We start from the raw sequence: 23,087 nt of genomic DNA, 5'->3' as shown, positions 1-23,087 counted from the left end.
TTAGGGCTTTGTAATTTTGTGGAGCTATGGGGATATTATTATTAATGATATTAGTTAGTGTCTCTTTGGGGGCAATTTTCCTTCTTTTATTCTTTTTAGGGTATAAGAAAGGACAATTTGATGAGGATGAATCCCCAGCAGTGAGAATGTTAAAAGATGATAAAAAAACACAAGATAAAATCGACTCATAATGCAAATGCAGACTTTTAGTTACGACAATAAGATCGTAAAGTATTTCCTTTATGCCACATTGTTTTGGGCAGTTATGGCATTTTTCTTTGGAGTATTGGTTGCAACTTTGTTGTTTTTTCCTACGTTACCAGAATACATCTTCGGATCGGATGATGGTACAATTGGAGGGAATATTCAAGGTTTAATCAACTCGCAAGGAACACTTGGTTTTGGTAGATTAAGAATGATACACACAACATTCGCGGTATTCGCCTTTGTTGGTAACTCGTTCTTTACCGGAGCTTATTATTCAATGCAAAGATTGTTGAAAACCAGAATGTACAGCGACGTTTTAAGCTGGATCGTTTTCTGGGGATGGCAATTATTTATTGTATTATCATTTGTTACATTTATCTTAGGATACAACACTTCTAAAGAGTATGCTGAGCACGAATGGCCAATTGATATTTTAATCGCGCTAGTTTGGGTGTTGTTCGGAGCACAAATGTTCTTAACAATTGCTAAACGTCGTGTACGTCACTTGTACGTAGCTATTTGGTTCTACATCGGAACTTGGGCAGCTATTACAATGCTACACGTATTTAATAACTTAGAAATTCCAGTGACTTTTAGCTTAACAGCTCCAAAGTCTTACTCATTATATTCTGGAGTTCAAGACGCGTTAGTGCAATGGTGGTACGGACACAATGCTGTAGCATTCTTCTTAACAACTCCTATTTTAGGATTAATGTATTACTTTGTACCAAAAGCAGCAAATAGACCTGTATTCTCATACAAGTTATCTATTGTTCACTTCTGGTCATTGATTTTCATTTATATCTGGGCTGGACCTCACCACTTGCTTTATACAGCATTACCAGGTTGGGCACAAGCTTTAGGAACAGGATTCTCTATCATGTTAATCGCTCCATCTTGGGGAGGTATGTTAAATGGTTTATTAACATTACGTGGTGCATGGGATAAAGTAAGAGAAAATCCAATCTTGAAATTCTTCGTAGTTGCTTTAACTTGTTATGGTATGGCTACCTTCGAAGGACCGTTATTAGCAACAAAAACTTTAAATAAAATTGGTCACTTTACAGACTGGGTTCCTGCTCATGTACACGTAGGTACTTTAGGATGGAATGGATTTATCGCTTTTGGTATGATCTATTACTTAGTACCAAAGTTATTTGGAACTAAATTAGCATCTGTTAAGATGGCAAACGCACACTTCTGGATTGGTACTTTCGGTATCTTATTCTGGGTAATTCCTATGTATGTTGCAGGTTGGACACAAGGTTTAATGTGGAAACAATTCGCAGCTGACGGAACATTAGAATATGGTAACTTCTTACAAACAGTTACAATTCTTAAACAATGGTTATATCCATTACGTGCATTTGGAGGAACATTATATTTGATTGGATCAATTTTAATGGTTATTAATGTTTGGAAAACTGTAAAATCAGGAAGCTTTATTGCGAATGAAGAAGCAGAAGCTCCTGCATTAGCACCAAAAACAGCTTCACGTACACAAGGAGAAGGAGTACACTCTTGGATGGAAAGAACTCCTATGGTTTTAACAATTGCTGCTGTATTAACTTTAGCTGTTGGTGGTTTAGTAGAGATTGTACCTACAATTGTAGTAAAATCTAACGTACCTACAATTTCAAGTGTAAAACCATATACACCTTTAGAGTTAGAAGGACGTGATTTATATATTAGAGAAGGTTGTAACGCTTGTCATACTCAGATGATTCGTCCGTTTAGAGACGAGGTAAAACGTTATGGAGAATACTCTAAAGCAGGAGAATTTGTTTACGATTATCCATTCTTATGGGGATCAAAAAGAACAGGTCCAGACTTGCACCGTGAAGGAGGTAAAAATCCAGATGCTTGGCATTACAAACACATGTGGAATCCACGTTCTACATCAGACGGATCTATCATGCCTCGTTACCCATGGTTAATTGAAAATAAATTAGACCGTGAGTTAACACGTGATAAAATGAAATCTATGGTTGCATTAGGAGTTCCTTATGAACAAGAAGATTTTGATAGTATGCAAGTTTCTATGAACAAACAAGCAGTAGCGATCGAAACAAGTATCTTTAAAGATGCTAATGATTTGAAAGACTTATATGCTAAAAAAGAAGCTGAAGCTAAAGCTGAAGGAAAAGAGTTTGTTCCGTTAAGAGACCGTGAGATTACTGCATTAATTGCGTATTTACAACGTTTAGGAACAGATATCAGTGCTGAACAAGTAGAGACAGCGAGTAACTAATGTTAAAATATTATAAAGAATTCCTTTCTCAGTATGAGTATGCATCTTTGTTGCAGACATTAATCCTAATAGGATTTATGGCAATCTTTATAACAGTATTTGTTAAGGTTATGAAAAAACCAAAAGATTTTTATAAAGATAACGAGTCTGCAGCTTTAGATTTAGAACCAGAAGAGAACGAAAAAAATAATACAAAATGAGACAACGTACCCCGGCCTATATATTTATCCCATTAACGCTATTAGCTATAATCTTAGCGTTTACAATGGTTACGCCAGTAGATGTGGTGCCAGAACCAGGTTTTCAAGGAATGGTAAACAATTTACTTGAACATTTAAAACATGTGTTCGCACAAGGAATTTTCTGGGCAGTATTAGCAATTGCAACGGTAATGCTTTTAATTATTAATGCTTTGAACAAAGTAATCGAAGCAGAAAGATTCAAAAGATTATCAGAAGTAGAACAAGCACAGTATTTAGAAGAAGGAAAAATAGGTTATTTCAAACGCTTATTTAGTTCAGCTGCTAAAAAACAATCAGACGAAGAAGAAGAATCTATTATCTTAGATCACGGTTTTGACGGAATCAAAGAGTTAGACAACGCTTTACCACAATGGTGGTTATCATTATTCTACTTTGGTGTAGTATTTATGGTAGTTTACGTAATGGCATATAGCTTCACAGACTTTGCTCACATGGACAAAGAATACGAAGAAGAAATGGTTTACAAAGATGCGCAAGATAGTATTTGGGCAGTTGCAAATGATATTGATATCACAGGAGCTGTAAACAAGTCTAACGATCCTGCAATCGTAGAACAAGGTAAAAAAATCTTTGAGCAAAACTGTACACAATGTCACATGGAAGGTGGTAAAGGAGGTATTGGACCAAACTTAACGGATGATTACTGGGTGAATCATGTAGAAGATAGTTTGTTCAAAAATATCTATCACATTGTTTACAATGGATCTCCTCACAATCCTCAAATGCGTGCATTTGGTCAACGTAAAGAGTTATCTGGATTAGCAATTGAGAAAGTAGCTTCTTATGTTTATTACATCAACCAAAAAGAACCTACGAAAACAGTTGCAGAAGGTGCAGCTGCTCCTCAAGGTGACTTAATGGAAGCATGGAAACAAAAGTAATTGATTAAATAATTACAACAAATATCATATTGAAAGAGAGCTTATTTATAAGCTCTCTTTTCTTTTTTAGTCGTAAATTTGTATATATTTAAAATTCACTAAAATGAGTGTTCAAAATTCTGACCCAAAAGATGAATTTAATTTAGACGATTATTTGGATGATAACAGCCAAATGAACGAAGATGTTCGTAGTTCCATTGGAACCATGGAGCGAACCGGAGAACGTAAATGGGTTTATCCTAAAAAACCAAAAGGTAAGTTTACAAACTATAGGACGTATGTAAGTTATGTATTGTTAGCAATATTAATCTTAACACCTTTCTTTAAATTACCTAATGGAAATCCATTGTTCAAATTTGATGTTTTGCACAGCCAATTCATCTTATTCGGATTTCCGTTCTTTACATCCGATTTCTTCCTTTTAGCTTTAGGAATGATTACGACAATTATTTTCATCGTATTATTCACCATGGCTTATGGTCGTTTGTTCTGTGGATGGGTATGTCCGCAAACAATTTTCTTGGAAATGGTTTTCCGAAAAATAGAATACGCCATAGAAGGAGATAGAGCAAAACAAATTAGATTAGATAAGCAAGATTGGGACGAAGAAAAAATTCGTAAAAAATTATTAAAATGGACCATCTTCGCGATCATTTCATTTATCATCGCCAATGTATTCTTAGCTTACATTATTGGAGCTGATGCGTTGTATGATGTGATAAAAGAAGGACCAGCAGAAAATATTGGAACATTGGTTGGATTAGTTTTCTTCTCAGCAATGTTTTATTTCGTATTCGCATGGTTTCGCGAACAAGCGTGTACATTGGTTTGTCCTTACGGACGTTTCCAAGGTGTATTAATTGATTCGCATACAATCAATGTAACATACGATTTCAAACGTGGTGAAGGAACAGCTGGTCGAGCAAAATTTAAAAAGAACGAAGATCGTAAAGCAGAAGGAAAAGGAGATTGTATTGACTGTGGTCAATGTGTTGTTGTTTGTCCTACTGGAATTGATATTCGTAACGGAATCCAATTAGAATGTGTTAACTGTACAGCTTGTATTGATGCGTGTGACGAAGTAATGGAAAAAGTTGGTTTACCAACAGGATTGATTCGTTATGCTTCGGAAGATGATATCAAACGTGGCGAAAAATTCAAATTCACAAAACGATTAGCTGCTTATACATTTGCTTTATTATTATTAATTGGAGCAATGACAGCTTTCTTGTTCTCTCGTTCTGATGTAGAATCTAAATACCTTAAAGTTCCTGGAACTGATTACAAGGTAGAAGGTAAATATTACGTTAATCAATTCGAGTATACATTGTACAATAAAACAAATGCAGACCAAATTGTAACAGTTCAATTGCTATCACACAAAAACTCAAAAGTAGAAATGTACGAAGGCGAGAATAAATTGAACATGGAAAAAGGTCAAATCATCCAAGGAAAATTCTTCTTGAAAATTCCAATGGATGAAGTAAAATCGTACAAAGAAAAAGTCGTGATTGGATTAGTCAATCAAAAAGGAAAAGTAATCGATAAATACGAAACGAGCTTCTCAGCTCCATTCAAATATTAATCATATGAAGTTAAATTGGGGACATTATGTAGCAATTGCTTTGGGATGTTTTATGATATTCATTCTATCGTTGTTATATTTTGCAGGAGATACAGGCGGAATGGTAACCGAGGATTATTACGAAAAAGAAATTCATTTTCAGGATGAAATAAATGCTGAAAAACGTGCAAATGCTTTGGCAGAAAAACCAGAAGTTATTGTACAAGCAAATGGATTTTTATTTCAATTTCCAGCGACTACTGCTGCCGATTTTAAAGGAGATATTTTTTTGATGCGTAATGATGACGAAACAAAAGATGTCAAAATGCCGATTAAATTATCTGATAAAAAGAATTTTTTAGTACCATCTGTTAAGTTAATTGACGGAGAATACGAATTAACTTTAAGCTGGAAAGAAAATAATCAAACTTATTTGATTAAAAAGTCCATTCGATGGATTTCACAATAGTTATCATAGCATTATCCATAGGTCTTACATCGTCCCTGCATTGCGTGGGGATGTGCGGACCTATTGCTTTATCTTTGGGATTAGAATCTCAAAACAAACTAAAATTTACACTTCGTAATTTGACTTATCAATTAGGACGTGTAACCACTTATACAATTTTAGGTGCAATTTTAGGATTGATTGGCGAATCATTTTCATTTGTTGGATTACAAAATTATCTAAGTATTTTGATTGGAGTTTTGATGATTATTATGGTCATGATTCCAAAATTCTATGAAAATGGTGCTACTCAACTTCTTCCTATAAACGCCTTGATGGTAAAAGTAAAACTCTCTCTTGGTAAATTCTTAATCAAGAAAGATTCTTCCTCTCTTTATATAGTTGGTGTATTAAACGGACTTTTACCTTGCGGAATGGTTTACGCTTCACTTACAGCAGCCATTGGTTTAGGATCTGTTTACAAAAGTGCGATGTTTATGTTCTTCTTCGGACTTGGAACTTTGCCTTTGATGTTTGCAACCGTTTTATTTGGTAATTTTTTATCAGTGAAACAGCGTCAAACGATCTTAAAAATCTTACCAATTATCACACTTATTTTGGGTGTATTATTTATCCTTCGCGGATTAGAATTAAACATACCTTTTATCTCACCAGCCAAAGAAGCTCTTCAGCTAAATGGGATGGATGAGCATTGTATGTAGATTTTATTGAATAAATGTATTTTCTCAAAGATGTGAAAAAATATTACATTTGATTTTGTATTCAAAACAAAAATGGACAACTTCACATTTAAAGAAATAGCTGCTTTTATAGGGATTTTCCTTGTACTTGTCCTTGCCTTATTTTTGGTTACGGTGAAAACCAAGCATAAACTTTCCAACTGTTTACTTGCGTTTTTTCTTTTTACGACTGCTGCAGATGGTTTGAAGTTTTTGATGCGCGATTTCCCCGTCAATTATATGAACCTTGAAGCTTTCCGCTGGAGTTTTAACTATATCTTTCCCGCATCATTTTATTTCTATGTTTTGTCGGTTTGTTACACCAATTTTCGGTTAAAAGCCAAGCATTTATTGCACCTTATTCCGTTTTTAGCGTTTACAGCATTTATAATGTGGGGAATTATTTTTGTGGATAGACCTGCTAAAATAAAATTTATAAACAACATGGGCGATATGCCGCTTTGGCAATTTTTTCTCATCCTTTTTGAGGTGCTGTTTCAAGTCTATTTCATCGCTTCATTTTTGGTGCTTAGAAAAGCTAAAACGGTCTATCTTGAGAATTACGCAAACCCTGATATTTCTAAACTTGATGCCCTTTACAAAATAACAATGCTTTATTACGTTTTGCATTTTATCGTCTTGATAAGATGGCTGGTAACATTTATTTTTGGTTGGGGTAAGGTTGAACTTCGGGATTGGATTGTTTGCCTTGATGGACTCGCCTTTTTGTTTTGTACCTGTTGGTATCTATTTGTGGCGTTAAACAATCCCGATTTCTTCCGTGGAGTGAATTCGGATTTAAAGCCGATTAAAGAAGTCGTTTCCGAAGAAAAACCGAGTCCCGAAATTAATGCGGAGAAAAATGCCGCAATCGAATCTTTAAAGGATTTTATGCTTAAAAATGAGCCTTATTTGGATTCATCTTTAACGATTCAGAATTTGGCGGAGCAAGTCAAAATGCCTGTGAAAGATTTATCGGCTTTGATTAATCTGTATATGGACAAACATTTTTTCGATTTTATTAATGAATATCGAATCGAGAAAGCCAAAGAAATTTTAAGAGATCCATCCAAAAAAGACTTGACAATTTTAGAAATTCTTTATGAAGTAGGTTTCAATTCCAAATCATCGTTTAGTACTTCATTCAAAAAATACACAGGTACAACACCGACCGATTTTAGGAAAAATGCGAAATAATTGGTAGTACTTTCCAGAAAATGAGTTCGACTTTTTTTAGTCGGTCGTGTATTAGAGCATTTTGACGCAGTTTTGCAGAAAAATAATTAATATTGAATATGAATCATCATCCAACAATTTCACCTATGAAAAATGCAATCCTTTTCCTTTTTCTGATTTTTTCAAGCTTCACTTATGCTCAAAATATCAACGAAAAAATCAAATCTTTAGAGAATAATTTAAACGCTTGGGATAAGACTAAAACTAAAAAAACGACCTTAAAAGAGCGAATGGATTTTTACGAAGTCAATGCCGTAAGTATTGCTGTCGTTAAAAATTATAAAATTGAATGGACAAAAGCTTACGGTTTTGCAGATGTTTCTGAGAAAAGACCAACGACTACAAAAACGTTGTTTCAAGCAGCATCAATTAGTAAATCGTTTAACAGTTTGGGCGTTCTAAAGTTGGTTGAAGCTAAAAAATTAAATCTGGATCAGGATATTAACACTTTTTTGAAAACTTGGAAATTCCCTTACGATTCAATTTCAAAAGGGAAAAAAATCAACATCGCTCAATTGTTAAGTCATACAGCTGGACTTTCTGTCAGCGGTTTTGGCGGTTATGAAAAAGGACAAGCTTTACCGACGATTACTCAAATTTTGGATGGCGCTAAACCTGCAAATTCTAATACCGTTCGTTCGATTTTTGAGCCTGGTCTCAAGTTTCAATATTCAGGCGGTGGCACGACTGTTTCTCAATTAATTGTTGAAGATGTAACTGGCGAAAAGTATGCAGATTATATGCTGAAAAATGTATTGCAACCTTTGGGAATGACGCAAAGTTCGTTCAATCAACCACCATCATCCGACAAGCAAAATCTTTTAGCGACGGGTTACAATGGAAAGGTAGAAGTTGTTGGTAAATACCATATCTATCCCGAACAAGCTGCGGCAGGTTTGTGGACCAATCCGACAGATTTGGCGAAATACATCATCGAAACTCAACTGTCTTTACAAGGAAAATCCAATAAGATTCTTTCAAAAGAAATGTCAATAAAAAGACTTGATAACAATTTAGGCGTATTTGTTCAAGATTATAACGGTACAAAATACTTTGGTCACAGCGGTGGAAATGAAGGATTTGTTTGTCATTACATTGGAAGTTTGGAAGATGGAAACGGTGTGGTTGTGATGACCAACGGTAGAAATATGCAGCTAATCAATGAAATTGTTTCAAATATTGCCTATCAAAATCATTGGAAAAATTATCCTTTTGAACCCATAAAAGAATCAATTTCGTTAACAATTAAAAAAGTCGCCAATCAAGACATTGATAAAGGCATTGAACTTTACAAAAAATTGAAGCTAACCAATCCAAACGATTACAATTTTTCGGATGCAAGAGAACTGAATACTTTGGGCTACGAGTTTTTAAGAAATAACAAAATTGATGAAGCTATCAAGATTTTCACTTTGAATATTAATCAGTTTCCAACTTTGGCAAATGCGTACGATAGCCGTGCGGAAGCTTATTTCGATAAAAAAGATTACGCTGCTTCGAAAGCTGATTATCAAAAAGTATTGGAGCTGGAACCAACCAATCAAAACGCAAAAGAAATGATTTCAAAAATTGAAAAAGAATTGAAGAAGTAGATCATTATGAAAATACATAATTTCACAAAAAATATCGGTTTCCTTTTCCTTTTTCTGATTTTATCAAGCTTCACTTTCGCTCAAAATGTCACCAAAAAAATCGATTCCTTAATGACAAAATCTTACGAAAGAGGTTTGTTCAATGGAAATGTTTTGGTTGCAAAAAAAGGAAAAATCATCTATCAAAAATCCTTTGGCTTTAGCGACGAAACAAAGAAAACGCCCTTAACGAAAAACTCAATTTTAAACTTTGGTTCTATTGCAAAAGAATTTAATGCAGTTGCGATTATGATTTTGGTGGAACGTGGTCAACTCAATCTTGACGACCCGATTTCGAAATACAATTTGGATTTGCCAAAATGGTCCGAAAAAGTAACGACAAGGCATTTGATTAATTATTCCAGCGGAATTCCCAGAATAGAAAACGGGCTAATAGTCCCGAAAAACGATGAAGAGGCTTGGAAGATCTTGAAAAAAACGGATACCTTATTATTTGAGCCTGAAAAGGATTACCGATACGATAATGGCAATGTTTTTTTGCAAAGAAGAATTATTGAAAAAATAACAGGAATGACTTTTCAAGATTTTGTCACGAAAAACATTATCAAACCTTTAAAAATGACTAATTCCGTGTTTGATGCAAAAGCAGACTACAAAAATCGAACATCTTGCTACGATATGGATAATAAACGTTGTCCAGAAATGGAGTTTATCAGCGGTTGGCTTTGGATGGACACCAATGATATGTACAAATGGCTTGATGCGATGGATCATAATCGTTTGATTACCCGAAAATCTTTTGAAACATTATTGAATAATCCTTACACAAAAGACCATCAAGGTGGATCCTTTGGAGATTATTTTGGAGAAGAAGAATTGCAACGTCACAATGGTGTTTCCTACAAATTTGAATCGCTGGTGTTAAATGACATGAAAAACGATGTCGTTATCATTTTAGCATCCAACAATCGGAATAAAGTTTGGGATTTAGGACATATTATTCGTGATATTATGTTAGGAAAATCTTTTGAAATTCCTAAAAAATCAATTTACCAAGCTCTAAGAAAAGAAGCACAAACCGACGTCAATAAAGCGATTGAAACTTATTACCAACTGAAAAAGACTTCCGAAAAAGAATATAGTTTTGAAAATCCAACTGAACTCAATACTTTGGGCTACGAATTACTTAGAGCGGGCAAAATCAACGAGTCCATCAAGATATTTCAATTGGTTGTAAAAGAGTTCCCAAACAACGCCAGTGTTGCGGACAGTTTGGGTGAAGCTTACCTCACCAACAAGCAATACGATCTGGCTTTAGAATGGTATAACAAAGCCATCAACCTTGGCGGAACCAACGGCAATGCCGAAAAAATGATTGAGAAAATTATAGCGTTAAAAAACTAAAAATTGATTTCTCAAAATATTTAATTCAAATTACTCGAAGCCTTGTCAAGGTTTAGAACCTTGACAAGGCTTTCATTAAAATCCAACTTTCATCCTTACAAAATAAATTGTACTTTTAATTTAATGAAATGTAATTAACGCGATGAAGTTCAAATCAGAATATATAGGAATTATTTTAGGAGCATTATATGGTTTGCTTTTTCGGTTGGTAATTGGTGATAGTTCATATAGTATATTTGATAGAGGTCTATTAACCTATACCTTTCTTTTCGGAATTCCAATTGTTATTGGAGTAGTTCCGATTTTGTATTCTTCTACAGAAATTTATAAATCAAAATTGAAACAATTTTTTTATCCAATAATTACAGTTGTAATTTATATTATAACGTGCTTAATGACAGGGATTGAAGATTTGGTTTGTGGATTAATATTGGGATTTCCAGCTTTAATAGTTGCAGGAATTGCGGGATTAATTTGTGGGAGTAGAACAGCAGAAAGAGAGAATGATAAAAAACTATACTCAATTTTATTATTGCCATTGTTTTTATTTCCAATTGAAAATGTTTTTCCTGATAAAAGTGAATTGTTTACCACAGAAAGTTCTATTGTTGTGAATAATCAACCCGAAAATATTTTTCCTAATTTGATTGAAGTCAAAGAAATAAAGCAAGATGAATATAAAGATGGATTTTATCAATTTATTGGTGTTCCGCGCCCAATAAAATCGACATCATTTATAGAAAATAATCAATTGGTTCGTATCGGAAAATTTACAGATGATTTGGAGTTATTTGAATATGTTACAGAATTGGAAGAAAACAAATATGTAAATTTCAAAATAGATATTTCTAAGTCTAAACTTCGCCAAAAGCCAACTGATCAACATGTATTGAAAGGAAATTATTTTAAGTTTGAAAATATAAATTATCGTTTAGAAAAAATAAATTCAACGCAAACAAAAATTACACTTTCTTGCGAATATCAAATAAATTCTAAATTAAATTGGTACGGAAACTTTTGGGCAGAAAGTATTATTCATGATTTCGAAAAACGATTATTACAATCTCTAAAACTCAAATTAGATTCTCATCAATAAATCCAACTTTCATCCTTACAAAATAAATTGTATTTTTGACGTTATCACTATATGTAGTGTAACTAAATAAACGTCAAAATGATAACACAATTAAGAGGTAAATTAATCGAGATTTATCCAACAAATGCTGTAATAGATTGCAATGGTGTCGGATATTGGGTCAATATTTCATTGAATACGTATTCTACTTTAGAACACGAAGAGTTGGTTACAATTTTTACACATTTAATTGTTCGCGAAGATGCGCATATACTTTATGGATTTGCAACAAAATTAGAACGAGAAATTTTTCAGAAATTAATTAGTGTTAATGGTGTTGGTCCAGCTTCTGGAATGATGATTATTTCGACACTTTCTTCTAAAGAAATTGCAACCGCAATCGCTCAAGAAGATGCCAAATTATTACAAAGTGTAAAAGGAATTGGAGCTAAAACTGCGCAAAGAATCATCATTGATTTGAAAGATAAATTGGATCAAAATTTAATATTAGATGTTAATTCTACTTCGGTTAAAAATAAATCTAAGAATGAAGCGTTATCTGCTTTAGAAGTTTTAGGAATTCCTAAAAAATCTGCAGAGAAAATTATGGACAAAATCCTACAAGATCAACCAGATGCAGACGTGGAATTCTTAGTAAAAGAAACCTTGAAGAAAATTTAATGAAGATTCATAACGAACCAAAAACTATTCGTAAAGGCTCTACTATAGCGGCTTTGTGTTTCCTTTTTGCAATGGGAACTATGAGCGATGTTATGGCTCAGGAAAGTGATACGCTTAAGTTTCCTATCCGAGATCAAAAAGGTGGATTGTTTTTAGATAATCAAATAAAATACGATGTACAATATGATGCGATAAAGCGTCAGTATATTTTATATCCTCAAATTGGAACAAGTTTAGTTTCCGAACCTATCTATTTGACACGTCAAGAATACCTGACTTTGGTTCAGAATCAAGACATGAAAAATTATTTCCGAGTAAAATCTCAAACCAACGATCAATACTATCGTGAAGAACGTTTTGGAGATAAGGAAGGGAAAAAGGAAGGAAGTATTTTACCAAGTTTTAAAGTAAAATCGAAAGCTTTCGAAACTATTTTTGGTGGATCAGAAATCTCATTGATTCCGCAAGGTTATGCAAATTTAGAATTGGGTGTTTTCTTGCAAAAGATAGACAATCCAATGTTGTTACCGCAAAACCGTCAAACGCTTACAATGGATCTTAACCAGCGTATGCAATTGAGTATTTTGGGGAAAGTCGGAGAAAATCTTCAGATGAAAGTGAATTATGATACGCAAGCTGGTTTTGGCTTCGAAAATCAAATGAAACTTCAATGGAGAAAGGCTTTAGGGAATAAATTGGATCCATTTGGAGGAGAAGATGATATTCTACAAAATATTGAGGTTGGTAATATTTCGATGCCGCTTAGTACTTCGTTGATTACGGGTGCGCAGTCACTTTTTGGAGTTAGAACAGATCTTAAATTTGGTCGTACAAATGTATCGGCTGTCTTTTCTGAGCAACGTTCGGAATCTAAAAATATCGTGGTTCAAGGTGGTGGTGTGATGACTGATTTTAAAGTCGCTGCCGAAAAATATGAATACAATAGACACTTTTTCTTAGGTCAATTTTTTAGAGATCGTTATGATAAAGCGCTAGAAAATTATCCTGCGATTAATAGTAATATCAACATTAGTAATATTGAGGTTTGGAAAGTCGATAAATCTGGAGGAAATCAACAGAATAGACGTGCTATTATTGCTTTGCGAGATATCGCAGAAGGTGATACAGCTCCTCAAAATGGTAATAATAAGTTGTATGAAGAAATCTTAGATAAAAAATTCACTAAAATTAGTGATGCGAGAAGCTTCTTAAATACTCATGAATTTAATGGAGAGCAATTTCAGGATGGAGAAAACTTTATCGTTAATGAAAATGTTCGAAAACTTGATGCTTCCGAATTCACTTTCTATCCAAAATTAGGATACATTTCCTTGAATACGCCTTTGGTTGATGGTGAAGATTTGTTAGCGGTTTCGTTTCAATATTCGTTAAGCTCTGATCCGACAAAATTATACAAAGTTGGACAGATGTCGAGCGAGACAGATAAACCAATTATTGCGAAATTAATCAAACCAAATTCTGCTGTTAATGTCGCTTCGCCAATGTGGGATTTGATGATGAAAAATATTTATTCGTTAAATGCTTATGGTGTTTCGAGTGAAGATTTCTTGATGAATATTAATTTCAAAGATAATGGTAAAGAATCATCGGGAACATTAAATTATTTACCAAATTCTGCTGTTTCAGAACAATCGTTATTACAAGTTCTGAATATGGATAGATTAAATTCGAACGGACAATTACAACAAAATCCTGACGGAAGTAAAGGAGATGGTTTGTTCGATTTTCAATCAGGATTAACTATTGATACAGAAAGAGGAAATATTATTTTCACTTCAGTTGAGCCTTTTGGTAAATATTTGAGCAATAAATTACAAGGTCAAAATCAAGAATACGTTTTCAATCAAATTTATCGTCAATTACCAAATACACTTTCTGGCGAAAAATTAGCCAATCGTTATACATTAGAAGGTCGATACAAAGGAACGGTGACAGACGGTATTCCGTTGGGTGCTTTCAACGTGCCACAAGGTTCTGTTAAGGTAACTTCTGGTGGAGCAACGTTGACAGAAGGCGTAGATTATACGGTAGATTATCAGTTGGGTCGTGTAAAAATCATCAACGAACAATTGAAAAATTCTGGAGCACCAATTAATGTATCTTTAGAAAATCAATCAACATTTAATTTACAGAAAAAACGTTTCATGGGAATTAATGTCGAGCATAAATTTAGTGATAAATTGATGTTAGGCGGAACTTTAATTAATTACCAAGAACGTCCAGTTACGCAAAAAACACAATTTGGTTCAGAACCTGTGAACAACACAATTTTTGGACTTAATACACAATATAACTCAGAAGCTGAGTGGTTAACTCGTTTAACAAATAAAATTCCGGGAATCAAAACTGATCAAATGTCGAACATTAGTGTTCAGGCAGAAGCAGCTTATTTGATGCCAGGAATGAACAAGGTTACGGGAGGTTATTCTTATATAGACGATTTCGAAGATGCACAATCTCGCATTAGTTTATTAGATGTTGGTTCTTGGAAATTTGGATCAACACCAGGAAAACCTGCTGGATATTCTGCCTCTGGTTATCACCCGTTCTTCCCGAATGGAATGAAAAATGACGATTTATCATTCAACAATGGTCGTCGTATGTTATCGTGGTACACGATTGATCCTCGTTTTTATGGAATGGGAGGAAGTTCACCTTTAACAGATCAACAAATGTCAACGCATATGGCGCGTCGCATTAAGTTAAAGGAACTTTTTGATCAACGTGATGTAATGGCTGGTACAAATTCGTATATCAGCACATTAGACATGACATTCTATCCGCAAGAACGTGGACCTTATAACGTTAATCCAAATGCAGTAGACACGAAAAATTGGGGAGCAATTATGCGTCCTATCTCAGTTTCTAACTTCAAAGATTCAAATGTGGAATACATCGAGTTTTGGATGATGGATCCTTATGCAGATGGAAAAGGTGGAGAAGGAGAGTTATTGGTACATTTAGGAAATGTTTCGGAAGATGTCTTAAAAGACGGAGAAATGATGTACGAAAATGGATTACCTCATTCTAATAATGGTGTTCAAGTTGTTGAATCAAAATGGGGGAAAACACCTCAGTTAAATCCAATTTTATATGCTTTTGATACAGATGGAGCTGCCCGAAAACAACAAGATTTAGGGTACAATGGATTAACAGATGAGGAAGAAGCGCAGCGTTATGGAATAACGAGTAATAATTTGGTTACAGGAGAATTAGATCCTGCGAATGATAATTATTTATTCTTCTTAGATGATCGTTTCAGAGGAGCATCAATTGGGAATACAGTTCAAGATCGTTACCGTTATTTCAGAAATCCACAAGGAAACAATTCAACCGATAATCCTTTACATGCATCATCTTTAACTCCAGATACTGAAGATATTAATGGTGATTTCAATTTAGATCAAACAGAAAACTATAATCAGTATACGTTAAAAATTAACCGTCAAACGTTAGAAGATCCAAACAATAAATTTATTGTTGCAAGAAAAACGGTTCAAGGGGAATTTCCTGACAAAACGAAACATGATGTTAAATGGTATCAAGTTCGAATTCCTGTTGATAACTTTGATTTAGATCTTGACGGAGATGGAGTAGAAGAGTTAAACAATGATGCGTCTATTGCACAAGCAGAAAGCGTATTAACAGCTGCTCGTTTTATGCGTATGGTGATGCGTGGTTTCGAAGAAGAAACAACAATTCGTTTTGGTACGTTTGATTTAGTTCGTTCTGAATGGCGTCGTTATACCAAAAATGTTTATCCTTTAATGGCTGCTGGAAATCAAGAAGGAACTGAAGAAGATAAAAATATCGATGATTTAGAAGTCGGTGAGGTTAGTATCGAACGAAATGGTACAGATCGTCCTCGTTATATGATTCCTCCTGGAGTATATCGTGAACAAACGCAAGGTGCAACAGGTATTCAATCTCAGAATGAAGCTTCGATGACTTTGAAAGCGAAGTTTAAATTAGGTAGTACTTCAAAAGCTATTTTTAAGAATACAAATTTAGATTTGCGCCGATACAAAAAATTACAAATGTTTGTATCTGCTCAAAACTTATTAGATAGAGCGTCAAATGCAATTGATAATGGTACAAAATTATTTATTCGTGTAGGTAGTGATTATACAGATAACTACTACGAATATGAAATGCCGTTGAAATATACGCCACAAAGTTCCGCAACAGAAAGCACAGTTTGGCCTGATGAAAACTTTATCGACTTGAATACAGATTTGTTTACAGATGCTAAAAAACAAAGAGATGCTATTGATTTTAATACATTGCAACGTTTCAATTTTGCTTTCGATCAAGAGAATCCAAATAAAACGATTTACGTAAAAGGTCGTCCAACATTGGGGAATGTATCTTCGATCATGATTGGGGTTCGTAATACATCTGGACCTACTGATAAAGAGGTTTTACTTTGGGTGAACGAACTTCGTTTGAGCGAAATTGATAACCAAGGAGGTTATGCAGCTTCTGCAAATGTGCAGTTCAATTTAGGTGACTTTGCAAATGTACAAGTTTCTGGAAGTACAAGTTCTGTAGGTTTTGGTGCTATCGATCAAGGTCCTGCAAATCGTAATCAGGACGAATCATTACAATACGCGTTGAATGCACAAGTAAAATTAGACAAATTCTTACCAAAGAAATGGGGAATGGAAATTCCATTCGATTTTACAATTCAGGAAAGTTTTGTCGATCCAAAATATAATCCATTAGACAACGATATTATTTTTGATGAAGCGCCTAATAAAGCCGAATTAGAAAAAGTTGTTCGTACTTATACGCAGTTCAAAAGTTTTGCTTTTAACAATATTCGAAAAGTTAGATCTACAAATAACAACAATCCTGTTCGTTTCTATGATCCTTCTAACTTCTCAGTTTCAATGATGTATTCAGATAATTATTACCGTGATATTTATACGCAATACAATGTAAATCAGCAATTAAGAGCATCGATTAATTATAATTTCGGATTTAGAGGAAAATCGTACGAGCCTTTCAAAAAATGGCGTGCGGTTCAACCAAAAGAGGAATCAGGAAAATATTTACAATTTATTCGCGAATTTAATGTGAATCCTTTGCCAACACGTTTCTCTTTCCGTACAGAGATTGCGCGAACGTATAGTGAAAGACAATATCGCGATATCAGTCAATATTTAGGAGGAGGAAGTTCTTCGAGCTTAATTCGTCCGACATATAGTAACAATTTCTTGTTCAATTGGCAATATAATTTAGGTTTTGATTTGACGAAATCGTTGCGTTTAGATTTAACATCTTCGACAATGACGTTGAATGATGGAACAACTTTCCAGCGTGCAGATCAAGATATGATTTGGCAAAATATGTTCACAATTGGACGTCCAGTTCAATACGATCAACAATTTCAGGTGAATTATAAATTACCTTTAAAATTCTTCCCATATCTCAATTGGATGAATGTTGAAGCAGGATTTACATCGAATTATAACTGGGTTGCAACTTCTACTGCTTACAGAAATTTTGAAGTAGACGGAAGACCTGTTAATTTAGGAAATGGAACAGCTCAAAACTCGAATTCGATCAATTTGATGGGAGATTTAGATTTCACGAAATTCTATCCAGAGTTTAAAGGTTACAAACGTTACGATTCTATTTTAAAAGGACGCCGAGCAGAAATAGATTCGTTGAATACAGTTTATACAAATTTATTCGCTAAAAAACGTCGAACAAATAAGAAATCAGCTTATAAATTCAAACATAAATTTACAGCAAAAGATTATGGTTGGATGGTTTTATCGTCACTAAAACGTGCTAATTTTACATTTAATCAAACAAATGGAGCCGTAATTCCAGGATTATTGTACGAGCCAGGTTTCTTTGGTGTTGATGGTAAAAATGGACCAAGTTTAGGCTTCGTTTATGGAACACAATTCGATATCAAACGACAATTGGTTGAAAGAGGATTGATTGTAGGAGATGAATTGATGACGGATGCGTATCAAATAACAAAAGGTTCTGATTTTAATGGAACTGCTTTGATTGAGCCTATTCCTGATTTACGAATTGATTTGAGTGCAAAACGTACAAAAGATCGTCGTATTTATCATTCAGGATTCAATTTAGCAGTCGAAAATCCATACATTGATGAATTAGCAAATCTTAATATTTCGACCGTAAATATCAAAACAGCTTTCAAAGATGGAGATGCAATTTTTGAGCAATTCCTAACAAATACTAAAACTATTTCTGAGCGATTAGCACAAAAAAGAGGTAGCGGAAATAAAGATGGATTGGGTTATTACGAAGGATTTAATGCAAGAAGTTCTGACGTTCTTTTACCAGCCTTTTTAGCGGCGGTACAAGGAAAAGATGCAGGTTCGTCTAAGTTAGGATACAATCGTTCTATTCCGGTTCCGAACTGGCGCGTAACGTACACAGGATTGAAATCTGTTCCAATTATCAATAAATATTTTGATAATGTTGAGATTTCGAGTTCATATAATTCGACGTATACAACAACAGGAATTCAGTCGAATCCAAACTTCATGTTAGATACAGGAATTATGGGTGGCGGACAAGTGACTGGTAAAGATGAAAACGGAAATTACTATACACAGAATTTATATGGAGCCGTTACCATGATCGAATCTTTCTCGCCATTGATTGGAGTAGATTTAACATTCCGTAACAGTATGCAATTGCGTGCGCAATATAACAGAGATCGTTTGTTATCATTAAGTACAACAAATTATACGTATACAGAAGATTATGGATCTGAATATATTGTTGGATTTGGGTATATCTTCAAAGATTTCAAAATGAAAATTCGTTACCAAGGAAATCAGAAAACAATCAAAGGAGACTTAAATATTCGTGGAGATTTTTCTTTAAGAGATAATCAAACAACAATTCGAAAAGTAATTTATAACTTTGATGACGTACAAAATCCAAACGTACCAACAAGTATTTATGGAGATTCGCAAATTACAGGTGGACAGCGAATTATGACGTTTAAGTTGACAGCAGATTATAACGTGAGTAAGAATTTGAACTTGAGATTCTATTGGGATCAGATGATGAGTAAATATAAAATTTCAACAGCTTTTCCAATTTCTCAAATTCGTGCCGGATTTAGTGCTACCTTTACATTCGGAAATTAAAAAACAATAAAACAAACATTATGAGCATTCCAAACAATTTAAAGTACAGTAAAGATCACGAGTGGATTTCTGTAGAAGGAGACGTAGCAACAATCGGTATTACAGCTTTCGCACAAGGAGAGTTAGGAGATATTGTTTATGTTGACGTAGAAACAGAAGGAGAAACTTTAGGTCAAGAAGAAGTATTTGGAACAGTAGAAGCAGTAAAAACAGTTTCTGACTTATTTATGCCAATTAGCGGTGAAGTTGTAGAATTTAACACTGAATTAGAAGGTGAGCCAGAATTAATCAACACTGATCCTTACGGAAAAGGGTGGATTATCAAAGTAAAAATTGAAGATGCTTCTCAATTAGATGCTTTATTAGACGCAGCTGCTTACGGAGAATTAATCGGTGCATAAGACAAAAAAAATAATATTCTTTGCATATGTAACGTTGGTGTTTTATCTGACGCTACTTCCACAAGAAAATTTTTCGAAATTAAGTACAATCGAAGAATTAGGAATCTTTTTTAAGATTGATAATTTTGATAAAGTTGTACATTGTGGAATGTTTGGAATGATGACGATTTTGTTATTTGTCGCTTACAAAATAACAAATCTACGTTTGATGATAATTCCGTTTTTGGTAAGTTTTCTTATCGAAATTTTACAAGGCATTTTAACATCACTTCATCGTAGTTTTGATTTTGTCGATTTAATGGCAAACTTATCCGGAATCGCCCTCGCATATATTGCAATAACATATTATTTACAACATAAAAAAACTCAGTAGTATTACTGAGTTTTTTGTTTTAATCTATAATCAATTTTTCTTTTTCGCTACAATAGAGTAAACCATAGGGATTTTATTTTCTAAATGTTTTATTCTGTACTTTTTAGGCTCAAACTCGAATGTTTTGTTGAAGCAATTATATGGAGAATAGTCATATTCTTGAAATTGTTTAAGTTCCATACCATTATCAATTAAACTAGTTATAACTTCACTCATACTATGATTCCAAGTCACATAAGATTGTGAAATATCAGCGTTTCTGTCAGCATATGTTCCGTTTTCAGTTTCTATAATTGATTCAACATTAAAGTAATTATAACCTATTTTATCAAAGTTATCATCAAACATCCAAACTACAGGATGAAATTCAGCAAAAACAAATTTTCCGTTAGGTTTTAGAAATTTAGAAATTAATTTCCCCCATTGATCTAAATCTGGTAACCAAGTTATAGTTCCATAACTTGTAAAAATGATGTCGAATTGCTTATTTAAATGATTTTCTATATCATACAAATCACAGCAAATAAATTCAGCAGTTGAATTCGTATCAATTGCAATTTTTCGAGCACTTTCAATTGCTTTGTCAGATAAATCAATACCTATTACATTTGCACCTAATCTATTAAGAGAGATTGTGTCTTGTCCAAAATGGCATTGTAAATGTAAAATGGATTTTCCTTTTATATCTCCTAATAAATCTAATTCAATTGAGTTTAGAGATGTTGCCCCTTTTATAAATTCTTCAAGATTATAAAAATCAGATTTCAAGTGTGCTTCGGTTCTATTATTCCAAGATTGTTTATTGATTTCTATATAGTTTGTTTCAGGTGTCATTATTTAATATTTTAGTTATTTCATCAATTCCTCTGGAATATCACAAATCGGAATTGGAACCATTTTATGTTGGTTGATACGATTTAATCTCGAATAAATTTCGAAAACTTCTTTTTCTCTTCCTTCAAATTCATCTGCAGTTTTTCCAGCTTCTTTCGCTTTCATCGCCCATTCTAATTCATCGTAATTTGCTCCCAATTGATCTTCATCCGAACGATCATCGCCAAACAAACCATCAGTTGGTTTTGCTTTTTGAATATCTGTATTAATGCCTAAAAACTCAGCAATTTTATACACTTCCGATTTCATTAAATCAGCAATTGGACTAAGATCTACACCGCCATCACCGTATTTCGTATAAAAACCAACACCAAAATCTTCGACTTTATTTCCTGTTCCTGCAACCAAATAATTGTGTAAACCAGCAAAATAATACAATGTCGTCATACGCAAACGAGAGCGTGTATTGGCCAACGCTAAATTCACTTTATCCGTCGTTTCCGTTTCTGGTAAAGCCGAAACCATTGCGTCAAAAGTTGAAGTTAAATCAACTTCTATTGAGTCGATAGGCGAAGAAAATTTATTGTTTAACCATTCGATATGACGTTTTGCACGATCAGCTTGATTCTTTTCTTGATGAATTGGCATTTCTAAGTTTAATAAAGGATAACCTGTCATCGCACATAATGTAGAGGTTACAGCTGAATCAATTCCGCCCGAAATTCCAATCACAAAGCCTTTTTGGTGTGCTGTTTCCAAATAATCTTTCAACCAAGAAACAATATATTCTACAACTTTTTCAGTTTGCATAGTTTAATAATTTATTTCAAAGATAGCAGATTATGAAAAAAATTAGGGTTGAAAATACTACAGATTATTTTACTATTTTTGTTAGCTAAATAACCAAGCAATGAAATTTGTATATGGCTTAGCTTTTGCGAGTTTAATTTTATTTACTGCGTGCAAAAAAGAAAAATCGTGGGAAGTGGATGTCAAAGAACAAAATGTTCAGTTGAATATTCATGATATCAGTCAAGATTTTTTTAACGATTCGATTCCTTTAGCGACTTTACGAAAAGATTATCCTTTCTTTTTTGATGCAAAAACTGCGGACGATGTTTGGGAAAGTCAACGTCGTAATAAAGAAGAATTGAGTATTTATGGACGATCTCGAAAGGTTTTTGGAGATTTTAAAAACTTAAATCAATCGTTAACACCGATGTTTCAGCGTTACCAATTTTATTTTCCTGAATATAAAATTCCGACGGTTTATACTTATTCATCAGGTTTGCAAAATATAGATTATCCTGTGATGTTTAGTCAGCAATCTGGCTTGATGTTTATTGCGATGGATGCGTATTTGGGACCAAAGAACAAATTGTATGACAGCATTGGTGTAGAACGTTATTTGCGTACAAATTTAGATCTTAATCGTTTACCATCTCAAGCAGTTGATGCAATTGCGAATGATGTGGTTACATTTAGCCCAAGAAATCAATTATTTATTGATAAAATGATTTATGAAGGGAAGAAATTGATTTTGCAAGATGCATTGTTAACAGATACGCCGGACGAATATAAAGTTGGTTACACGCCAGAACAAATTCAGTGGTGTATTGAGAACGAAGGTCAAATTTGGAACTTTTTTGTGGAACAAAATTATGTATTCAGTTCAGATGCTTCTTTGGATAAACGCTTTTTAGCAATTAGTCCATTTTCAAAATTTAATAATGAAATTGAGCAAGATTCTCCAGGAAGAATTGCGGCTTGGATTGGTTTGCAAATTGTTCGTCAATACATGAAAGAGAATCCGAAGGTAGAATTGAAAGCTTTATTAGATGATATGGATGGTCAAAAAATATTCAAAGATTCTAAATATAAGCCAGCTTTAGAAAGTAATAATTCAACAAATTATACAACAAAAACAATTGATGGTAAAGTTTACCATTTTGTGAAATAAACTAATAA

At 33.7% G+C, this 23,087-nt stretch carries 17 protein-coding genes; 15 read left to right on the top strand and 2 right to left on the bottom strand.

Annotation, left to right across the window (positions count from 1 at the left end; genetic code table 11):
- Window positions 1-26 precede the first annotated feature (26 nt).
- The 14 genes from ccoS (at window position 27) to HXZ74_RS02635 (ending at window position 20,285) form a co-directional block, all read left to right on the top strand.
- A complete protein-coding gene (gene ccoS, locus HXZ74_RS02700; protein WP_019974626.1) occupies window positions 27-191 on the top strand; it encodes a cbb3-type cytochrome oxidase assembly protein CcoS in 165 nt (54 codons plus the stop codon).
- Window positions 191-2,458, top strand: a complete 2,268-nt coding sequence (gene ccoO, locus HXZ74_RS02695) for a cytochrome-c oxidase, cbb3-type subunit II (protein WP_286473720.1) — start codon at window positions 191-193, stop codon at window positions 2,456-2,458. The genes ccoS and ccoO overlap by 1 nt, the downstream gene beginning before the upstream one ends.
- A 196-nt stretch (window positions 2,459-2,654) precedes the next feature.
- Window positions 2,655-3,602: a cbb3-type cytochrome c oxidase N-terminal domain-containing protein gene (locus HXZ74_RS02690; protein WP_280062397.1), complete on the top strand. Its 948-nt coding sequence runs from the start codon at window positions 2,655-2,657 to the stop codon at window positions 3,600-3,602.
- 103 nt (window positions 3,603-3,705) lie between these two features.
- Entirely contained in the window at window positions 3,706-5,187 is a 1,482-nt protein-coding gene (ccoG, locus tag HXZ74_RS02685; RefSeq protein ID WP_280062398.1) for a cytochrome c oxidase accessory protein CcoG, read from the top strand.
- Window positions 5,188-5,191: 4 nt separating this feature from the next.
- Window positions 5,192-5,635 carry a FixH family protein gene (locus HXZ74_RS02680; protein WP_038335014.1) on the top strand — a complete coding sequence of 148 codons (444 nt, stop codon included), beginning with the start codon at window positions 5,192-5,194 and terminating at the stop codon, window positions 5,633-5,635.
- Window positions 5,620-6,336, top strand: coding sequence for a sulfite exporter TauE/SafE family protein (locus HXZ74_RS02675; RefSeq protein ID WP_286473717.1), 717 nt, complete (start codon window positions 5,620-5,622; stop codon window positions 6,334-6,336). The genes HXZ74_RS02680 and HXZ74_RS02675 overlap by 16 nt, the downstream gene beginning before the upstream one ends.
- A 72-nt stretch (window positions 6,337-6,408) precedes the next feature.
- Window positions 6,409-7,551 (top strand): helix-turn-helix domain-containing protein, encoded by a 1,143-nt coding sequence (locus HXZ74_RS02670; protein ID WP_286473714.1) that lies wholly within the window; start codon window positions 6,409-6,411, stop codon window positions 7,549-7,551.
- A gap of 125 nt (window positions 7,552-7,676) precedes the next feature.
- Complete coding sequence (locus HXZ74_RS02665; protein WP_286473712.1) at window positions 7,677-9,182, top strand: serine hydrolase; 1,506 nt, start codon at window positions 7,677-7,679, stop codon at window positions 9,180-9,182.
- 111 nt (window positions 9,183-9,293) lie between these two features.
- Complete coding sequence (locus HXZ74_RS02660) at window positions 9,294-10,586, top strand: serine hydrolase (RefSeq protein WP_286473711.1); 1,293 nt, start codon at window positions 9,294-9,296, stop codon at window positions 10,584-10,586.
- A 142-nt stretch (window positions 10,587-10,728) separates the two neighbouring features.
- Window positions 10,729-11,682 (top strand): hypothetical protein, encoded by a 954-nt coding sequence (locus HXZ74_RS02655; protein ID WP_180905295.1) that lies wholly within the window; start codon window positions 10,729-10,731, stop codon window positions 11,680-11,682.
- A gap of 78 nt (window positions 11,683-11,760) precedes the next feature.
- Window positions 11,761-12,342: a Holliday junction branch migration protein RuvA gene (gene ruvA, locus HXZ74_RS02650; protein ID WP_180905294.1), complete on the top strand. Its 582-nt coding sequence runs from the start codon at window positions 11,761-11,763 to the stop codon at window positions 12,340-12,342.
- A complete protein-coding gene (sov, locus tag HXZ74_RS02645) occupies window positions 12,342-19,511 on the top strand; it encodes a T9SS outer membrane translocon Sov/SprA (RefSeq protein WP_280062400.1) in 7,170 nt (2,389 codons plus the stop codon). Before ruvA ends, sov begins: the two co-directional genes overlap by 1 nt.
- Before the next feature lie 20 nt (window positions 19,512-19,531).
- Complete coding sequence (gcvH, locus tag HXZ74_RS02640) at window positions 19,532-19,912, top strand: glycine cleavage system protein GcvH (protein WP_038335019.1); 381 nt, start codon at window positions 19,532-19,534, stop codon at window positions 19,910-19,912.
- Complete coding sequence (locus tag HXZ74_RS02635) at window positions 19,905-20,285, top strand: VanZ family protein (protein ID WP_280062401.1); 381 nt, start codon at window positions 19,905-19,907, stop codon at window positions 20,283-20,285. Before gcvH ends, HXZ74_RS02635 begins: the two co-directional genes overlap by 8 nt.
- Window positions 20,286-20,315: 30 nt before the next feature.
- Here HXZ74_RS02635 and HXZ74_RS02630 read toward each other — a convergent pair whose 3' ends face one another.
- Both HXZ74_RS02630 and nadE read right to left on the bottom strand, forming a co-directional pair.
- On the bottom strand, window positions 20,316-21,119 hold the full coding sequence (locus tag HXZ74_RS02630) for a class I SAM-dependent methyltransferase (RefSeq protein WP_280062402.1): 804 nt from the start codon (window positions 21,117-21,119) through the stop codon (window positions 20,316-20,318).
- A gap of 15 nt (window positions 21,120-21,134) precedes the next feature.
- The gene (gene nadE, locus HXZ74_RS02625; protein ID WP_038335023.1) at window positions 21,135-21,929 is read right to left on the bottom strand and encodes an NAD(+) synthase; all 795 of its coding nucleotides are present in this window, start codon (window positions 21,927-21,929) and stop codon (window positions 21,135-21,137) included.
- Window positions 21,930-22,029: 100 nt separating this feature from the next.
- On the opposite strand from nadE, the gene gldB reads away from it, so the two are divergent.
- A complete protein-coding gene (gldB, locus tag HXZ74_RS02620) occupies window positions 22,030-23,079 on the top strand; it encodes a gliding motility lipoprotein GldB (RefSeq protein WP_286473708.1) in 1,050 nt (349 codons plus the stop codon).
- The last annotated feature ends 8 nt before the right edge of the window (window positions 23,080-23,087 follow it).

Source organism: Empedobacter sp. R750, from assembly GCF_030324345.1.
GTDB classification, from domain to species: Bacteria; Bacteroidota; Bacteroidia; order Flavobacteriales; family Weeksellaceae; genus Empedobacter; species Empedobacter falsenii_C.
Note: the sequence above shows the minus strand (reverse complement) of the source record. Positions and strands in the feature narration are given on the sequence as shown.